General features: G+C 60.0%; 11 protein-coding genes. All 11 read right to left on the reverse strand.

Translation table 11 applies throughout. The annotated features are described in order from the left end of the window. Positions 1-68: 68 nt before the first annotated feature. The 11 genes from AC0GNO_RS09905 to AC0GNO_RS09955 all read right to left on the reverse strand — a co-directional run bounded on the left by AC0GNO_RS09905 (position 69) and on the right by AC0GNO_RS09955 (position 16,548). On the reverse strand, positions 69-1,535 hold the full coding sequence (locus tag AC0GNO_RS09905; protein WP_472903877.1) for a glutamate synthase subunit beta: 1,467 nt from the start codon (positions 1,533-1,535) through the stop codon (positions 69-71). 33 nt (positions 1,536-1,568) lie between these two features. Further along, entirely contained in the window at positions 1,569-6,347 is a 4,779-nt protein-coding gene (locus AC0GNO_RS09910; protein WP_472903878.1) for a glutamate synthase-related protein, read from the reverse strand. Positions 6,348-6,540: 193 nt separating this feature from the next. Then, complete coding sequence (locus AC0GNO_RS09915) at positions 6,541-7,242, reverse strand: transposase (protein ID WP_472887107.1); 702 nt, start codon at positions 7,240-7,242, stop codon at positions 6,541-6,543. Between the two features lie 74 nt (positions 7,243-7,316). After that, the gene (locus AC0GNO_RS09920; RefSeq protein WP_003460323.1) at positions 7,317-8,858 is read right to left on the reverse strand and encodes an IS5 family transposase; all 1,542 of its coding nucleotides are present in this window, start codon (positions 8,856-8,858) and stop codon (positions 7,317-7,319) included. 201 nt (positions 8,859-9,059) lie between these two features. Further along, positions 9,060-10,307 (reverse strand): MFS transporter, encoded by a 1,248-nt coding sequence (locus tag AC0GNO_RS09925; protein WP_472903879.1) that lies wholly within the window; start codon positions 10,305-10,307, stop codon positions 9,060-9,062. After that, a complete protein-coding gene (locus AC0GNO_RS09930; protein ID WP_472903931.1) occupies positions 10,304-11,470 on the reverse strand; it encodes a deoxyguanosinetriphosphate triphosphohydrolase in 1,167 nt (388 codons plus the stop codon). The genes AC0GNO_RS09925 and AC0GNO_RS09930 overlap by 4 nt, the downstream gene beginning before the upstream one ends. Before the next feature lie 70 nt (positions 11,471-11,540). Further along, positions 11,541-12,662, reverse strand: a complete 1,122-nt coding sequence (gene aroB, locus AC0GNO_RS09935) for a 3-dehydroquinate synthase (protein WP_472903880.1) — start codon at positions 12,660-12,662, stop codon at positions 11,541-11,543. Between the two features lie 80 nt (positions 12,663-12,742). Next, positions 12,743-13,297: a shikimate kinase gene (locus AC0GNO_RS09940; RefSeq protein ID WP_472887115.1), complete on the reverse strand. Its 555-nt coding sequence runs from the start codon at positions 13,295-13,297 to the stop codon at positions 12,743-12,745. 130 nt (positions 13,298-13,427) lie between these two features. Beyond that, positions 13,428-13,817, reverse strand: a complete 390-nt coding sequence (locus AC0GNO_RS09945; protein ID WP_472887104.1) for a hypothetical protein — start codon at positions 13,815-13,817, stop codon at positions 13,428-13,430. 17 nt (positions 13,818-13,834) lie between these two features. Beyond that, entirely contained in the window at positions 13,835-15,988 is a 2,154-nt protein-coding gene (gene pilQ / locus AC0GNO_RS09950; RefSeq protein WP_472887103.1) for a type IV pilus secretin PilQ, read from the reverse strand. Continuing rightward, positions 15,985-16,548: a pilus assembly protein PilP gene (locus AC0GNO_RS09955; RefSeq protein WP_472903881.1), complete on the reverse strand. Its 564-nt coding sequence runs from the start codon at positions 16,546-16,548 to the stop codon at positions 15,985-15,987. The genes pilQ and AC0GNO_RS09955 overlap by 4 nt, the downstream gene beginning before the upstream one ends. Between the last annotated feature and the right edge of the window lie 6 nt (positions 16,549-16,554).

The following is a 16,554-nucleotide window of genomic DNA, read 5'->3' on the forward strand; positions in this document are numbered from 1 at the left end:
AAAAATGACTACGCATTGTCGCACGCGGGTCGATCTCTCCCTTTTTCATAGCGAGGAAACCCTGGGGATCAACGTGGCAGGTCGGAGAACCCCATCAGGAACTCATCCACCGAGCGCGCCGCCTGGCGGCCCTCACGGATCGCCCACACCACCAGGCTCTGGCCACGGCGCATGTCGCCGGCCGCAAACACCTTGGCCACGTTGGTGGCGTAACCACCGGTGAAATCGGTGCTGGCCTTGGCGTTGCCGCGGACGTCCTTCTCGACCCCGAAGCCATCCAGGATGCTGGCGACCGGGTTCACGAAGCCCATCGCCAGCAGCACCATGTCGGCCTTGTAGTCCTTTTCGGTGCCAGGGATTTCGACCAGCTTGCCGTCTTTCATTTCGACGTGCACGGTGGTCAGGCCGGTGACTTTGCCCTTCTCGCCCTTGAAGGCCTTGGTGGAGATGGCGAACTCGCGGGTGCAGCCTTCTTCGTGGCTGGAGCTGGTGCGCAGCTTGAGCGGCCAGTAGGGCCACACCAGGGGTTTGTTTTCCACTTCGGGCGGCTGGGGCATCACCTCGAACTGGGTCACGCTGACCGCGCCGTGGCGGTTGCTGGTGCCCACGCAATCGCTGCCGGTGTCGCCACCGCCGATCACGATGACGTGCTTGCCGTCGGCGCGCAACTGGCCCTTGAGCTTGTCGCCCGCGTTGACCTTGTTCTGCTGCGGCAGGAACTCCATGGCGAAATGGATGCCGTCCAGGTCGCGGCCCGGGACTGGCAGGTCGCGGCTTTGCTCGGAGCCACCGGTCAGCAGCACGGCGTCAAAATCTTTCTGCAGCTGTTCGGGCGTGATGGTTTCTTTGGCCCAGTTGGTGACCTTGCTGTCCTTGGGCAGCTCGCCGACCATGACACCGGTGCGGAACACCACGCCTTCGGCCTTCATCTGCTCGACGCGGCGGTCAATGTGCGACTTCTCCATCTTGAAGTCGGGGATGCCGTAACGCAGCAGGCCACCGATGCGGTCGTTCTTCTCGAACAGGGTCACGTCGTGACCCGCACGCGCCAGCTGCTGGGCCGCGGCCATGCCGGCCGGGCCGGAGCCGACCACGGCGACCTTCTTGCCGGTCTTGATCCTGGCCGGCTGCGGTTGCACCCAGCCTTCGGACCAGGCCTTGTCGATGATGGCGTGTTCGATGGACTTGATGCCCACCGCCTCGCCATTCACATTGAGCGTGCAGGCGGCCTCGCAAGGCGCGGGGCAGATGCGGCCGGTGAACTCGGGGAAGTTGTTGGTGCTGTGCAGCACGGTGATCGCGTTCTTCCAGTCGGCCTGATAGACCAGATCGTTGAAGTCCGGAATGATGTTGTTGACCGGGCAGCCGCTGTTGCAGAACGGCGTGCCACAGTCCATGCAGCGCGCGGCCTGCAGCTTGGCCTGGCTGTCATCGAGACCGACGACGAATTCCTTGTAGTGCTTCAGGCGCTCGGGCACGGGCTTGTAGCCCTCTTCCAGACGCTCGTATTCCATGAAGCCGGTGACTTTTCCCATGATGTGTGTCCTTCGTGTGCGTGCGTTCCGGGCTTACTTGGCGGCGGCCGTGGCCTGCTTCGCCGTGACCTGGGCTTTGGTGGTGGTGATCGCGGCTGTCTTGCGGGCGTTGATCTCGCCCAGAGCGCGCTTGTATTCGTTCGGAAACACCTTCACGAACTTGCCACGTGACTCGGCCCAGGTGTCCAGCAGTTCGCGCGCGCGCTTGCTGCCGGTCCAGCGGTTGTGGTCTTCGAGCAGCTTTTTCAGCTGCGCTTCGTCGCTCAGACCACGGTGCCAGATGGCCTTGTCCGTCGTGGCTTCCTGCTCGGCCGTGCTCAGCACCTTTTCCATGCTGACCATGGCGGTGTTGCAGCGCTTGGCGAACTGACCGTCTTCGTCGTACACGTAGGCGAGACCACCGCTCATGCCGGCGGCAAAGTTGCGCCCGGTCTTGCCCAGCACGGCCACGGTGCCGCCGGTCATGTATTCACAACCGTGGTCACCCGTGCCCTCCACCACCGCGGTGGCGCCCGAGAGGCGCACCGCGAAGCGTTCGCCGGCCACGCCGGCAAAGAAGGCTTCGCCACTGGTGGCGCCGTACATCACGGTGTTGCCCACGATGATGTTCTGCGTCGCCACGCCGCGGAAGTCCAGGCTCGGGCGCACCACCACGCGGCCGCCGGAGAGGCCCTTGCCGGTGTAGTCGTTGGCCTCGCCGATCAGGTACAGCGTGATGCCGTTGCACAGGAAGGCGCCGAACGACTGGCCGCCGGTGCCTTCGAGCTGGATGTGGATCGTGTCGTCGGGCAAGCCTTCGGCGTGCACCTGGGTCACGGCGCCGGAGAGCATCGCACCCACCGAGCGGTTGACGTTGCGCGCCGCTTCCATGAAGCGCACCTTCTCGCCCTTGTCGATGGCGGGGCGGCTCTTGGCGATCAGGATGTTGTCGAGCGACTTCTCCAGACCGTGTTCCTGGTTCTGCGTGTGCAGGCGCGGCACGTCGGCGGGCACCGCCGGCATGGCCAGCAGGCGGCTGAAATCCAGGCCTTTGGCTTTCCAGTGCTCGATGCCTTGTTTGGTGTCCAGCAGGTCGGCACGGCCGATCAGGTCATCGAACTTGCGGATGCCCAGCTGCGCCATGATCTGGCGCGCTTCTTCGGCGATGAAGAAGAAGTAGTTGACGACGTGCTCGGGCTTGCCGGTGAATTTCTTGCGCAGCACCGGGTCCTGCGTGGCCACACCCACCGGGCAGGTGTTGAGGTGGCACTTGCGCATCATGATGCAGCCCTCGACCACCAGCGGCGCCGTGGCAAAACCGAATTCATCGGCACCCAGCAGGCCACCGATGACCACGTCGCGGCCGGTCTTCATCTGGCCATCGGCCTGCACGCGGATGCGGCTGCGCAGGCGGTTGAGCACCAGGGTCTGCTGGGTTTCGGCGAGACCAATTTCCCATGGCGAACCCGCGTGCTTGATCGACGACCAGGGCGATGCACCCGTGCCACCGTCGTGACCGGCGATCACCACGTGGTCGGCCTTGCACTTGGCGACGCCAGCGGCGATGGTGCCAACGCCAATCTCGGACACCAGCTTCACGCTGATGGAGCTGTGCGGCGCCACGTTCTTCAGGTCGTGGATCAGCTGGGCCAGGTCTTCGATCGAGTAGATGTCGTGGTGCGGCGGAGGCGAAATCAGGCCCACACCGGGCACACTGTGGCGCAGCTTGCCGATGTAGTCCGACACCTTGCCACCGGGCAGCTGGCCACCTTCGCCGGGCTTGGCACCCTGGGCCATCTTGATCTGGATCTGGTCGGCGCTGTTCAGGTATTCAGCGGTGACACCAAAGCGGCCCGAAGCCACTTGCTTGATGCGTGAGCGCATCGAGTCGCCGTCTTGCAGCACGTAGTCGACCTCGAAGGTGTCCTTGCCCAGCAGGTCGGACATGGTCTGGCCCTGCTTGATCGGGATGCCCTTGAGTTCGTTGCGGTAGCGCAGTGCGTCTTCACCGCCTTCGCCGGTGTTGCTCTTGCCGCCGATGCGGTTCATGGCCACAGCCAGCGTGGCGTGCGCCTCGGTGGAGATGGAGCCCAGCGACATGGCGCCGGTGGCGAAGCGCTTGACGATCTCTTTCGCCGGCTCGACCTCGTCGATGGAGATGGCTTTGGACGGATCGATCTTGAACTCGAACAGGCCGCGCAGCGTCATGTGGCGCTTGCTCTGGTCGTTGATGATCTGGGCGTACTCCTTGTACGTGTTCCAGTTGTTGGCGCGCGTGCTGTGCTGCAGCTTGGCGATGGCGTCGGGCGTCCACATGTGCTCCTCGCCGCGGGCACGCCAGGCGTATTCACCGCCGGTGTCCAGCATGGTGGCGAGCACCGGGTTGTCGCTGAAGGCCGCCTTGTGCATGCGGATGGCTTCTTCGGCGATCTCGAACACGCCGATGCCGCCGACGCGGCTGGACGTGCCGGAGAAATACTTGTCCACCGTTTCGCTGTTGAGGCCGATGGCTTCGAACAGCTGGGCGCCGCAGTACGACATGTAGGTGCTCACGCCCATCTTGGACATGATCTTGGACAGGCCTTTGCCGATGGCCTTGACGTAGTTGGTGATCGCCTTTTCAGCGCTCAGGTCGCCCGGCAGGTCCTTGCAGATCGCGGCCAGGGTTTCCATCGCGAGAAAGGGGTGCACGGCCTCGGCACCGTAGCCGGCCAGAACGGCGAAATGGTGCACTTCGCGCGCGGTGCCGGTCTCGACCACCAGGCCCACCGACGTGCGCAAGCCCTCACGCACCAGGTGCTGGTGGATGGCGGACAGCGCCAGCAGTGCGGGAATCGCCACCTGCGTGGCGCTCACGCCGCGGTCGCTGATGATCAGGATGTTCTGACCGCTCTTGATCGCATCCACCGCTTCGGCGCACAGCGACGCCAGCTTGGCTTCCACGCCTTCACGGCCCCAGAACACCGGGTAGGTGATGTCCAGCGTGTGGCTGCGGAACTTGCCCTGGGTCTTGCCCTCGATGTCGCGCAGCTTGGCCATGTCGGCCACGTCCAGCACCGGCTGGCTCACTTCCAGGCGCATCGGCGGGTTGACGTGGTTGATGTCCAGCAGGTTGGGCTTGGGGCCGATGAAGGACACCAGCGACATCACGATCGCTTCGCGGATCGGGTCGATCGGCGGGTTCGTGACCTGCGCGAACAACTGCTTGAAATAGTTGTAGAGCGGTTTGTCCTTGTCGGACAACACGGCCAGCGGGCTGTCATTGCCCATGGAACCAATACCCTCTTCGCCGTTGGCAGCCATGGGGCTGAGCAGGAACTTGATGTCTTCCTGCGTATAGCCAAAGGCCTGCTGGCGGTCCAGCAACTCGGGCGTGACGCTCTCGGCGCCGGTGGACTGCGGTTCGGTCTGGCCGATGGGCAGCTCCTGCGCGGCTTCACCCGCGACCGGCGTCTCCACGTCATCCAGGCGGATGCGCAGGTTCTCGATCCACTGCTTGTAGGGTTTGGTGTTGGCGAGGTTGGCCTTGAGTTCCTCGTCGTCGATCATGCGCCCCTGTTCGAGGTCGATCAGGAACATCTTGCCGGGCTGCAGGCGCCACTTGCGCACGATCTTGTTTTCCGGCACCGGCAGCACGCCCGACTCGGAACCCATGATCACCATGTCGTCGTCGGTGATGCAGTAGCGCGAGGGGCGCAGGCCGTTGCGGTCCAGCGTGGCACCGATCTGGCGGCCGTCGGTGAACACGATGGAGGCCGGGCCGTCCCAGGGTTCCATCATGGCTGCGTGGTACTCGTAGAAGGCCTTGCGGCGCTCGTCCATGGTGGTGTGCTGTTCCCACGGTTCGGGAATCATCATCATCACGGCCTGCGCCAGCGGGTAACCCGCCATGGTCAGCAGTTCGAGGCAGTTGTCAAAAGTGGCTGTGTCGGACTGACCGGCGAAGCTGATCGGGTAGAGCTTCTGCAGGTCGGCGCCCAGCACCGGTGAAGACATCACGCCTTCGCGGGCCTTCATCCAGTTGTAGTTGCCCTTGACGGTGTTGATCTCGCCGTTGTGCGCGACGTAGCGGTACGGGTGGGCCAGTGGCCACTCCGGGAAGGTGTTGGTGGAGAAGCGCTGGTGCACCAGACCCAGGGCCGAAACGCAGCGGATGTCCTGCAGGTCCTTGTAATACGTGCCCACCTGGTCGGCCAGCAGCAGGCCCTTGTAGATCACGGTGCGGCTGCTCATGCTCACCACGTAATACTCTTTGCTGTGCTTGAGCTTGAGCGACTGGATGTGGCCGCTGGCGGTCTTGCGGATCACGTAGAGCTTACGCTCCAGCGCGTCCTGCACGATCACGTCGTTGCCGCGCCCGATGAACACCTGGCGCAGGATGGGCTCCTTTTCGCGCACGGTGGGCGACATCGGCATGTCTTTGTTGACCGGCACATCGCGCCAGCCCAGCAACACCTGGCCTTCGTCAGCGATGGCGCGTTCCATTTCCTGTTCACAGGCCAGGCGGGAGGCGTGCTCCTTGGGCATGAAGATCATGCCAACGCCGTACTCGCCGGGCGGCGGCAGCGTGATGCCCTGCGCCGCCATCTCTTCGCGGTAGAGCGCATCGGGCAGCTGGATCAGGATGCCGGCGCCGTCACCCATCAGTTTGTCGGCGCCCACAGCACCGCGGTGGTCCAGATTTTCAAGAATCTTCAGACCCTGCTGCACGATGGCATGACTCTTCTCGCCCTTGATGTGAGCGACAAAGCCCACGCCACAGGCGTCGTGCTCGTTGGCCGGGTCGTACAGACCCTGTTGCTGGAGATGCTGCTGTTCGGCTGCCGTGGTCATGGCGCTTCCTTCTCGGTTCGAGGGCATGAAAACAAAATTCGCGGGTGCAGAGCTTAGTGCAATGCAACAAAAATGCCAAGCTGAATAAATGGGGTCAGACTCCATTTAATAAGCATAAGAACGACTCATGAATAAAATGGGGACACATCAATATCACTTGAGATATAGGTGTGAATTCAATTACTTAACTCAATCAAGCTGACTTTTTGACACGGGAAGCCGGCCGACCGGCCCGCATCTGGCTCGGGCGACGATCGGTTTGTTTTTCGAGCTCCGCCACAAAATCCGTTCCGCCCAAGGCCCAGCCCCGCAGAGCGGAGTCTGTCAACGCGGCCTGCAGCTCCGCACTCACCCCCGCGTGCACCAGATCGGCGTATGCTGCCTCTCGGGCAAACGGGGTGTTGCCCAGTGTCCATACCAAGGGATGCGGGGTGATGAGTTTGTCATGTCGCTGGCCGATGTAGTGCCCGTGGCTGGACCAGGGGAAGTCCCCCGCCTGCCCCACCATCCCGGCACGCACAGGGTTCAGGTCCAGGTAGACCATGCAGGCCAGCAGGTAGCGATCAGTTTCGATCAGCGTGGAGCGGTAGCGCCCTTCCCAGAGCGTTCCAGTACGCCCGTATCGATCGTTGAAATAACGCACATAGCTGCGCCCAACCGCCTGCATCATTCGGGGAAGACCGTCCACCGTTTCGGGTGTGACGAGCAGGTGGAAATGGTTGCCCATCAGCACATAGGCGTGAACAGCCACCCTGAACTTGGTCGCGTTTTCGGCCAGCAAGGCCAAAATACGATCCCGATCCTTCGGATCCAAAAAAATCGGCTGCCGGTTGTTGCCACGCTGTATGACGTGGTGCGGGTAGCCGGGAACAGTGAGGCGGGGAAGACGGGCCATAACGCGATACGGTCAGCGAGGTTTTGCAGGATTTGGAATCTGACCCTATTTTAGTCACCCCTGATTTATTCAATTCAATCAGAAACTGACGCGTGAGCACCCGCACGACGATGGAGGCTTGAGGAGTGGCGGGCCGATAACCAGGTGTTTTCTGCCCGAATGACCAGCGCCATGACAGCCGCCACCCAAGACCGGTCCAGGACGCTGGCTTGTTGCGGGCACAAAAAAACAGACCGCAAGAAGGAAACGCCCTTCTTGACGATCATGCGCAGCAGCCATTTGATGTTGAAACCGGCAGCGCACAGCACCGCATGCAGCCGGTCACCCCGCTCACCTTTGAGGTGGCAGCGGCCCATGCGGTGATCGGCCTTGAGGTGGCCGATGATCGGCTCGATCGCCTGGCGCCGCCTGAGCTGGCGTCGCTCCTGCTCGCTGATCCTCTTGGCCTTGCCCCGGTGCACGATGTGCACATCCGGGTTGTCCGCATCCACACCCCGGTAGCCCAGATCGACGAACGCCGTCGCTGGCTTTGAGCTGCTGTCCTGCATCAGGATCGCGGCCTGCTCCAGTTGTTCGTTCAGGGTGTGTCCGTCGTACGGGTTGCCGTGGAAGGCTTTGGCCCCCACGATCAGGTTGCCCCGCAGTGTGCTGGCAATGCCCACCTTGACGCCGAACTCGTAGGGCTGTTTGGCCTTGCCCTTGCTGATGCAATCCACCTCGGGCGCATGCCAGGCGTAGAGCTTGGGTTGTCCATCGGCAGCCTTGCGCTGGCCGCTCTGGGTCACGATGCGATGGGCTTTGTTCAAGGTCTCGCCCAGCGCCTGGCGCACCGCCGCCCCGATGGCGCTGGCCTTGCGATCGATCTCGCGCTGCAGTCGGCCGACGATGGTGCGCTGACGCTTGATAGCGCGGCGCATGCGTTTGAACTGGCGGGCGTGGGCATAACGCCCGGCCTTGTGGCTGAGGTGCTGGCCCTCCTTGGCAAAGGTCTGCTTGAGCTCGATGCCGGCGTCCTTGGCCGCCTCCACCAGCTTGGTGCGTGCCGTCTCCAGCAAGCGGCTGTCGGTGGGGTGGGCAATCGCCTTGTGTTGCACCGTGCTGTCCACGATCACGCGCGTGAGCTCTTGGGGTTTGATCAGCTTGAGGTCCACGGCCACGTTGATGGTCTGCGCCAGCAGCTCCTCCACGCCTTCTTCGCCCAGCAACTGGCGAAACTTGATCAGCGTGGTGGCGTCGCAGGGGCGGTGGTGTTCGAAGTACGCCTGCCCCGAGAAGAACTGCCAGGTCGGTGTCTCGCCCCAGCGCTCGACGACGCCCTCGTCGGACTCGTTGAAGGCGTGCTTGAGGTACAGCAGCGCGATCATGATGCGCAGCGGAACGCGGGGTCGGCCAGCGTTGTTGGTCGCTGGCGCGCGTTGCACCTGTTCACCGAAGAGGTCCAGGTCTGGCATGGCCACGCCGGCGCGACCTTTGCGGGAGAAGACCTGGGCCACCCGCGCTTCGATCTCTTGCCAGGGCATGCGCGAGGACAGCACGGCCAGCGGATGGCGCAGGTCGATCATGTGATCGATGCGCGAACGGAAGAAATCGTCGGTGGCGGGGCAGGCAAACAGCACGGCAGAACTCCCAGAAAACAGCCCCTATTGGAAATCAAACTTGGAGTTCACACCATCCGCAATCACCCAAAGACCAGTGTTTATGCGGGTTCCGGGGATTCTTCAGGGACGACTATTTTAGAATCACGTCGATATGGCAATTGGCACTGGCGGAGGGCCCCCCACTTTCAGCGCAAGGCTCAACAGATTCCCATGACCGTGTCAGGCTGCACGAACCACCGCATGGACGCGATGTGTCCAGGCGCGCTGCAACCGGGCGGCCAGCGCGACGCCCAGCAATGAGCAGCTGGCCGTTACCACCCAGGTCCAGTGCCACCCGCCCGCCTGCGTGGTCACCCACGCCACCAACGGTGGCCCGAGAAACTGACCCAGCGCTGAAAACTGCTGCATCCAGCCCACCGTGGTGGACACCGTTGCCTCTCCTGGCGCCAGCACGACCGCCAAGCTGAACAGCGTGCCCGGGATCAGACCGCCCACGCCGGAAAACAACAGCACGGCGAGGTATTGCCACACCGGATGTCCTTGCGCGCCAAAGGCCACAACCGCTCCCATTGCCATGGCCAGGTATGCGATCGACAACAACACGCCGGGGCGCATTCCTCGTGCCAGACACCGTCCCGCACCGATGTTGCCCACCATGTTGATGCCCGCTGCGAGCGCCGTCAGAACACCCACCACCATGCCGCTGTAGCCGGCCTCGCTGTAGATCGTGGGCAAGAACCCCACCACCGCCAACCACTGACCGGAATAGAGAAAGAAGGCCAGCGCGACCAACCAGGGTCCCGGAGCGACCAGCGTCAGCCGAACCCTGGTCCAGGGCTTCAAGGCCTTGGTGCCCACCACAGAGCCCGTGCCCCTCGCATGCGTTGGGTCATATGAAACCTGGGTAGCAAGCCCGATGGCGGCCAAGAATGTCAGCAGAGCCAGCAAAAGCCACACCGGACGCCACCCGATCAGCTCCAGCAAAGGTGCACCACACAGGAGTGCGGTCGCCGTGCCCAAGGGCATGTAGGCGCCCCACCAACCAAGCGCCCGCGCGAGTGTTTTCGGATTGTGAACCCGCTGGCGCAGCAAACCCGGCGCAGGAAGCACGGCCAGAAGAAAACCCAACCCCTCGAGCACGCGGGTCGCCAACAGCCCATGAACCCCGGTCGACAAACCACCCAATGCGCTGCCCATCGCTAGCAAACCCAGGCCCGCCAGCATCACGCGCCGCGGTCCCAGGTGATCGGCCATCAGCCCCACAACCAGACCCAGTGTCATGCCGGCGAGCTGAACCAGTGACAACAAAAACCCGGCCTGCAGAAGACTGAGCCCCAAAGAGGCCTGCAACACGGGAATGGCGACCGGCAGTTTGCCCACATGCAGGGCGCAGACAACGCCAACCCCAACCACAACCGCCGCCAACACCACGGGATCGCGTTCGGGTATGGACGTGGACTCTCTCACGGGAAGAGCACCAGACCACTCAGACGCTCATGTTCACGAATCGCAAAGCGATCGGTCATGCCCGCTATGTAGTCGGCAACGGCCCGCGCCTGCTGCGTGGCGGGTTGGTGGCCATGGGGAAGTTCATGAGGCTGCTCCATATAGAAGGCAAACAGCTCCGACACCACCCGCCGGGCCCGTTCGGTTGTTTCCAATACCTGCGGGTGGCGGTACAGATTGCGCAGGAGGAATTGCTTCAGTTCAGATGACCGGTCACGCATCTCCTCCGAGAACGCCACCAGGGTGCCTTGCGCACGCACATCATCCACACAGCCGACCTTCGACGTGCCGATTCGGGTACGCGACGTGTCGATCACGTCGTAGACCTGGTCGCTGAGCATTCGCCGGATCACCTCAAACAACAGCCGGCGGCCATCGAGTCGCGGATGTTTCTCCAGCACCAGCCGCTGATACCGCTCAAACAAGGGCACCGCCCCAAGCTGTTCCATGCTCAGCAAACCGGAGCGCACGCCATCGTCGATGTCGTGCGCGTTGTAGGCGATCTCGTCAGCAAGATTGCACAGTTGCGCCTCCAGAGAAGGAGAGCCACCCGTCAAGAAACGCAGCGCCACACCGGTGGTATCGTGGACGCAGAGACGCCTTGCATTCGCCGGTGAACAGTGTTTCAGAATGCCCTCCCGCGTCTCAAATGTGAGGTTCAATCCATCAAAGTCGGGATAGCGCTCCTCCAGCGCGTCGACAACCCTCAGACTCTGGAGGTTGTGTTCAAAGCCGGCTTGATCGACCGATCGGGGTCCACTCTGCAACGATGTCTGGCCTTTCATGCAGGCGTTCAACGCATCCTGGCCTGCGTGTCCAAACGGTGTATGGCCCAGGTCATGCGCCAGAGCGATGGCCTCCACCAGGTCTTCGTTCAAGCCCAGCGAACGGGCAATGCTGCGCCCCAATTGCGCCACTTCCAGCGAATGGGTCAGACGCGTGCGGAACAGATCGCCCTCATGGTTCAGAAACACCTGGGTCTTGTACACCAGCCGGCGGAAAGCCGTGCTGTGAATGATGCGATCACGATCTCTCTGGAAAGCCGTGCGCGTGGGTGCTTCGGGCTCGCTGAATCGCCGGCCCCTGCTGCTGCCGGGGTGGCATGCGTACAGCGCCAGCCCCATACCGTTGTTCATGTGCATCCCGGGGTCACCAACTGGACTCGGCATGCCGCCATTTGCTGACACATCGAACTCACTGGCAACAACTTGCTTGTATCACCTCGGTCACGAGTCCGTCTGGTGCGCTGCGGACGACCGCCTGTCCGGGCCTGTCGATCAACACAAATTTGATCTCACCAGCCTCGGCCTTTTTGTCCACACGCATCAACGCCAAGTATCGGCCCGCGTTGTCCTTGTCGTCCAGCACGGGCGCCACAATGGGCAGACCGGCTCGCTCAATCAAACGGGTCAGACGGTCCACATCGGCTGAATCGATCAAGTCCAGGCGTTGCGACAGCCGCGCGGCCATGATCATGCCGCAACCCACCGCCTCACCGTGCAACCATTGCCCGTATCCCATGCCTGCCTCAATCGCATGGCCGAAGGTATGACCAAAGTTGAGAACTGCCCGAAGTCCGGCCTCCCGTTCATCCGCCCCCACCACCTGGGCCTTGATTTCACAACTGCGCTTGACCGCAAAAGCCAGTGCAACAGGATCGCGAGAACGCAGCAGATCCATATTCGCTTCGATCCATTCCATGAAAGCCGCATCGGCAATGGGTCCGTACTTGATGACTTCGGCAAGGCCCGCACTCAGCTCCCTCTCCGGCAGCGTCTTGAGCGTATCCAGATCGCAGATCACCCGCTGCGGTTGGTAAAACGCACCAATCATGTTCTTGCCCATTGGATGATTGATGCCGGTTTTCCCCCCCACAGACGAGTCGACCTGGGCCAGCAACGTCGTGGGGACCTGCACAAAAGGCACCCCCCGCATGTAAGTCGCTGCAGCAAACCCGGTCATGTCTCCGACAACGCCACCACCCAAGGCAAACAACACCGTTCTGCGATCACACCCCTGCTCAAGCAAGGCATCAAATATCAGGTTGAGAGACGCCCAGGTCTTGTAAACCTCACCATCAGGCAGAACCACGTGGCCCACCACCGGATAGTGTTTGTCCAGGGCACTCACCAAGGGTTTCAGGTACAACGGCGCAATCGTTTCGTTGGTCACGATGATCGCTGTTCTGGCAGCGGGCAACCCGTCGTAACAATGTGGTGAACCAAGCAAGTCGCTGCCAATGGCTATCTGATAGCTTCGTTCACCCAAGTGGATTCCAACCTGGGACTGCAGCTTTGCTGATGTGGTCTCTTGCATAGAGCCAGAGTGTAGAGCCTCTGGCAGCGGCAAGTGAGGATCCTGTACCCCTCGGTTGCCCGAAATACCTGCATGAGCAATCAAGCCTTGCCAGAGCCCTGATCACGCGCCGAGCCATCATTCACGACGCCGGCCAGTTCCAGTTGCATCACGATCATGTTGACAAGGGTCGACACCGAAGGTCGCCCCGTCTCGATAACGAAGTGCGCCGCCTCCCTGTACAAAGGGTCACGCTGCACAAACAAATCGCGAAGCCGCTGGAGGGGATCCGCAACTTGAAGAAGTGGCCTGTTCCTGTCGTGTCTCAGACGCCGGAAAACCTCTTCAGGTGAGGAGCGCAAATACACCACATGACTGCGTTCGTGAAGACAAGTTCGATTCGCCGCTCGCAAGACCGAGCCACCACCGGTCGACAATACGCAAGAAGGCCCGAGCGTCAACTCGTCAATCACCGCTGCTTCCAGATCACGGAAACTGCTTTCGCCTTCGCGATCAAAGTACTCCCGGATCGAGCATCCAAGTCGCTGCTCGATCACATGATCCGAGTCAAAAAAAGGAACAGCAAGCCGGCGACCCAGTTGGCGGCCGATGGTGGACTTGCCAGACCCTGGCAAACCCACCAACGAAATCAGCAATGAACGCGGCACAAGATAATCAGCACGGTATCGATTTCTATAATTTATCACCTATCTGATGTGAATATTGAGCCCATCTCACAACAGATAAATACCAAGACAACCCAACAGCAACGCACAAAATTCCGATTCACTCGACCACTTCTTCTGGCTCTTCAACTGTAATTTCAATCTCTGTTGATCGAGAATGATAGTCAAGAACCAGGACGGGAACCGTTTCCATACAGCCACCAAGTGTGGTGATCCGAAACTTCGGATCCTTTCCACTGACCTCTGTTCTATCCACTTGCAGCCCCCTGGGAAAGGGATTGTGGATCCTGTAAGGAGGAGTTCCCCCGACGATCGTGACAACGACTTGAGCTCCGCCTCCACAACCCAAAGAAGCCACTTTCCACTCATCGGGATTGGTAAAAAACTCTTCTGTATCGCCCGCTACGTCTCCGCCGCCACCACAGGCAACAACTGCGAACGACAACGCCGAAACCGTCAAAACCCGGGAAAGCAAACTCAATTTTTTCATGATCGATCTCTAAAAAATTACCGAGACACGCCTCTGTCACCGATCGTACGCGGCGTGATGAAGATCAGCAGCTCTGACTTGTTCGCGGTTCTGTTTTTATTCTTGAACAGATTCCCCACCACAGGAAGGTCTCCAAACAACGGGACCTTGGTGACATCTTCAGTTTCATTTTGTTCAAAGATACCACCAATCACCACAGTACCACCATTCTCTATGAGTACTTGTGTCTGGACATGCTTCGTATTGATCGCAATGCCAGCAGCGGTCGTTTCACCACGGCTGTCTTTGTTGATATCAACATCAAGAATGATGCTGCCTTCAGGCGTGATTTGGGGAGTGACCTCCAGCTTGAGATTGGCCTTTCGAAAAGCAACAGCCGTTGCTCCACTGGACGTCGCCGTCTGATAGGGAAACTCGGTGCCTTGTTCAATCAACGCTTTAACCTGGTCTGCCGTCACTACCCGAGGGCTCGAAACGATTTTTCCTCGCCCATCCGCTTCCAAAGCAGAAATTTCAAGATTTAGAAAACGATTCGCCGCCGAGCTGAACAAGGACAAGGCAAACGCGGCAGGAAGAAAACCGCCGGCACCTGCAGAGGGCAAATTGACGAAACTCGTATTGATCGTATCGAGCACGTTTTCAGATTCAACGGTGGTGCTTGACACAGCGTTGTAGCTACCACCAATGGCGATGCGATTCCGACCACCGGCTGCATAGCCCGCATCCCCTCCACGAACACCACGCAGGTCACTGCCACCCAGTCGTACACCCAACGAACGCCCGAAACGGTCATCTGCTTCCACAATCCGGGCTTCGATCAGAACCTGCCGGATGGGGATGTCCAGTTTACTGATCAATTGCTGCACCTGCTCCAGTTTGGAGGGCACATCCGTCACAAAAAGCTGGTTTGTTCGCGGCTCAGCAATCGCGCTTCCACGCGCAGACAATATCCGCGCACCGGCACCAGAAGCGCCGCCTCCTGTGGCAGCAAGTTGAGCAGCAACGTCACTCGCTTTTGCATAGTTCATCTGGAAACTCTGAGTACGCAGTGTTTCAAGACTTTCAAGGGATGCCTTGGCTTCCAGCTCCTGCTTTTCACGAGCCGCGATTTCATCCTGAGGAGCTATCCAGAGGACATTCCCGCTTTTCCGCATTCCCAAACCTTTGGCCTGAAGAATGATATCCAAAGCCTGATCCCATGGAACATCTTTCAACCGCAACGTCACAGCCCCACTCACCGAATCCGAGGTGACAATGTTGAAATTGGTGAAGTCCGCAATGACCTGAAGTAAAGATCTGACTTCAATATTCTGGAAATTAAGCGACAACTTTTCCCCGTTGTAGCCAGGTCCTTGAGTCAGCTTGGATTCATCCACTTTCTGTTCGCGAACTTCCAGCACAAACTGATTGTCACTCTGATAGGCAGAATGTTCCCAGTTGCCCTTTGGCGTAACCGTCATGCGAACACGGTCACCGATCTGGCTGGTAACCACAGTTTGGACGGGGGTCCCGAAATCGGTCACATCCAGTTTGCGGTTCAACCCTTCAGGCAAAGAGGTGCGCAAAAAGTCCACAACAAGATCCTTGCCCTGCTGGCGAATATCGACGCCGACCTGGTTGCTCGCAAGATCGACCACAATCCGCCCCGAATTGCCAGCTCCGCGCCGAAAATCAATGTCTTTAAGCGCAACCGTTTGATCACCCTGTACAGGCGCAAACACCGCAGGGCCACTCGGAAAGGGGGCTCCTGCCTCCGTCCGATCAAGGACCAGCAACAAAGTCTTTCCGTCCAGTTTGGCCTGGTATGCAGCGGGCTGCTTCAGGTTGATCACCACCCGGGTCCGGTCGCCCGCTTGAACCACATTGGCGGATCGCAAGTTTCCCTGATTCAACTCCACGGTATTTCTACCCATGGCATTCACCACACCCGGAAAATCCAATGCGATACGCGCGGGTGATTGGATCGTGAATCCGGTGGGCAGAGCAGTCAAAGCCTCTGCGGTGTCTATACGCACAACCTCCACGCCGGCCTGCAATCCACCAGTCAACGATTGGATCGCATTCTGGGCGTGTGCCAAGCACGAAGTCATGACAATGGCCACAAACAAAGACAGTTTGCGCAAACTCCGCTCCTTTGACTCAGAGTTGATCACGCCATAAGATTTTGTCATTTTGAAACTTCCTCTTGTAACTGCAATGTCGCTGGACGCTCAATCCACTCACCCGCCGCATCTTGCACAATTTCGCGCAAATTGATTTCATTTTCAGAAATTTTCAACACGCGTCCATAATTTTGACCAAGGTAATTACCTTGAGTAACCTGGTAAAGAAGTTGATCCACCCTCACCAAGGCAACGAGCTTTCCAGCGCGGTTCAGACTGCCCACCATCGACATGGTATCCAGCGGGAATGCCTCCAAAGGTTGTTTCCGTCGGCTCATCTCAGCATCAATCAGTGCTGAGCTTCCTGCGGAAAGACTTTGCCCACCACGCAAAATACTCGCCAATTTTTCGCTGCTAAAAGGCTCCAGAAGCCTTTCACCTGCGTAGGCGTATGGTTCAAACTTTGTAGGCGCTGGAATCGGCTTGACATCCGGCGTTATCGAGTTCCGTTCGTTTTGCATCCAGATGCTCAACTCTTCCTGATCTGCATTTCCGCAACCCTGAAGGAATGCCATTGAACACATGATCAGTGCAACACGCCGAATCCCGCCTCTTTGGCGCCAGCTCATTGAGAA

It is taken from the genome of Hydrogenophaga sp. L310 (assembly GCF_055703065.1).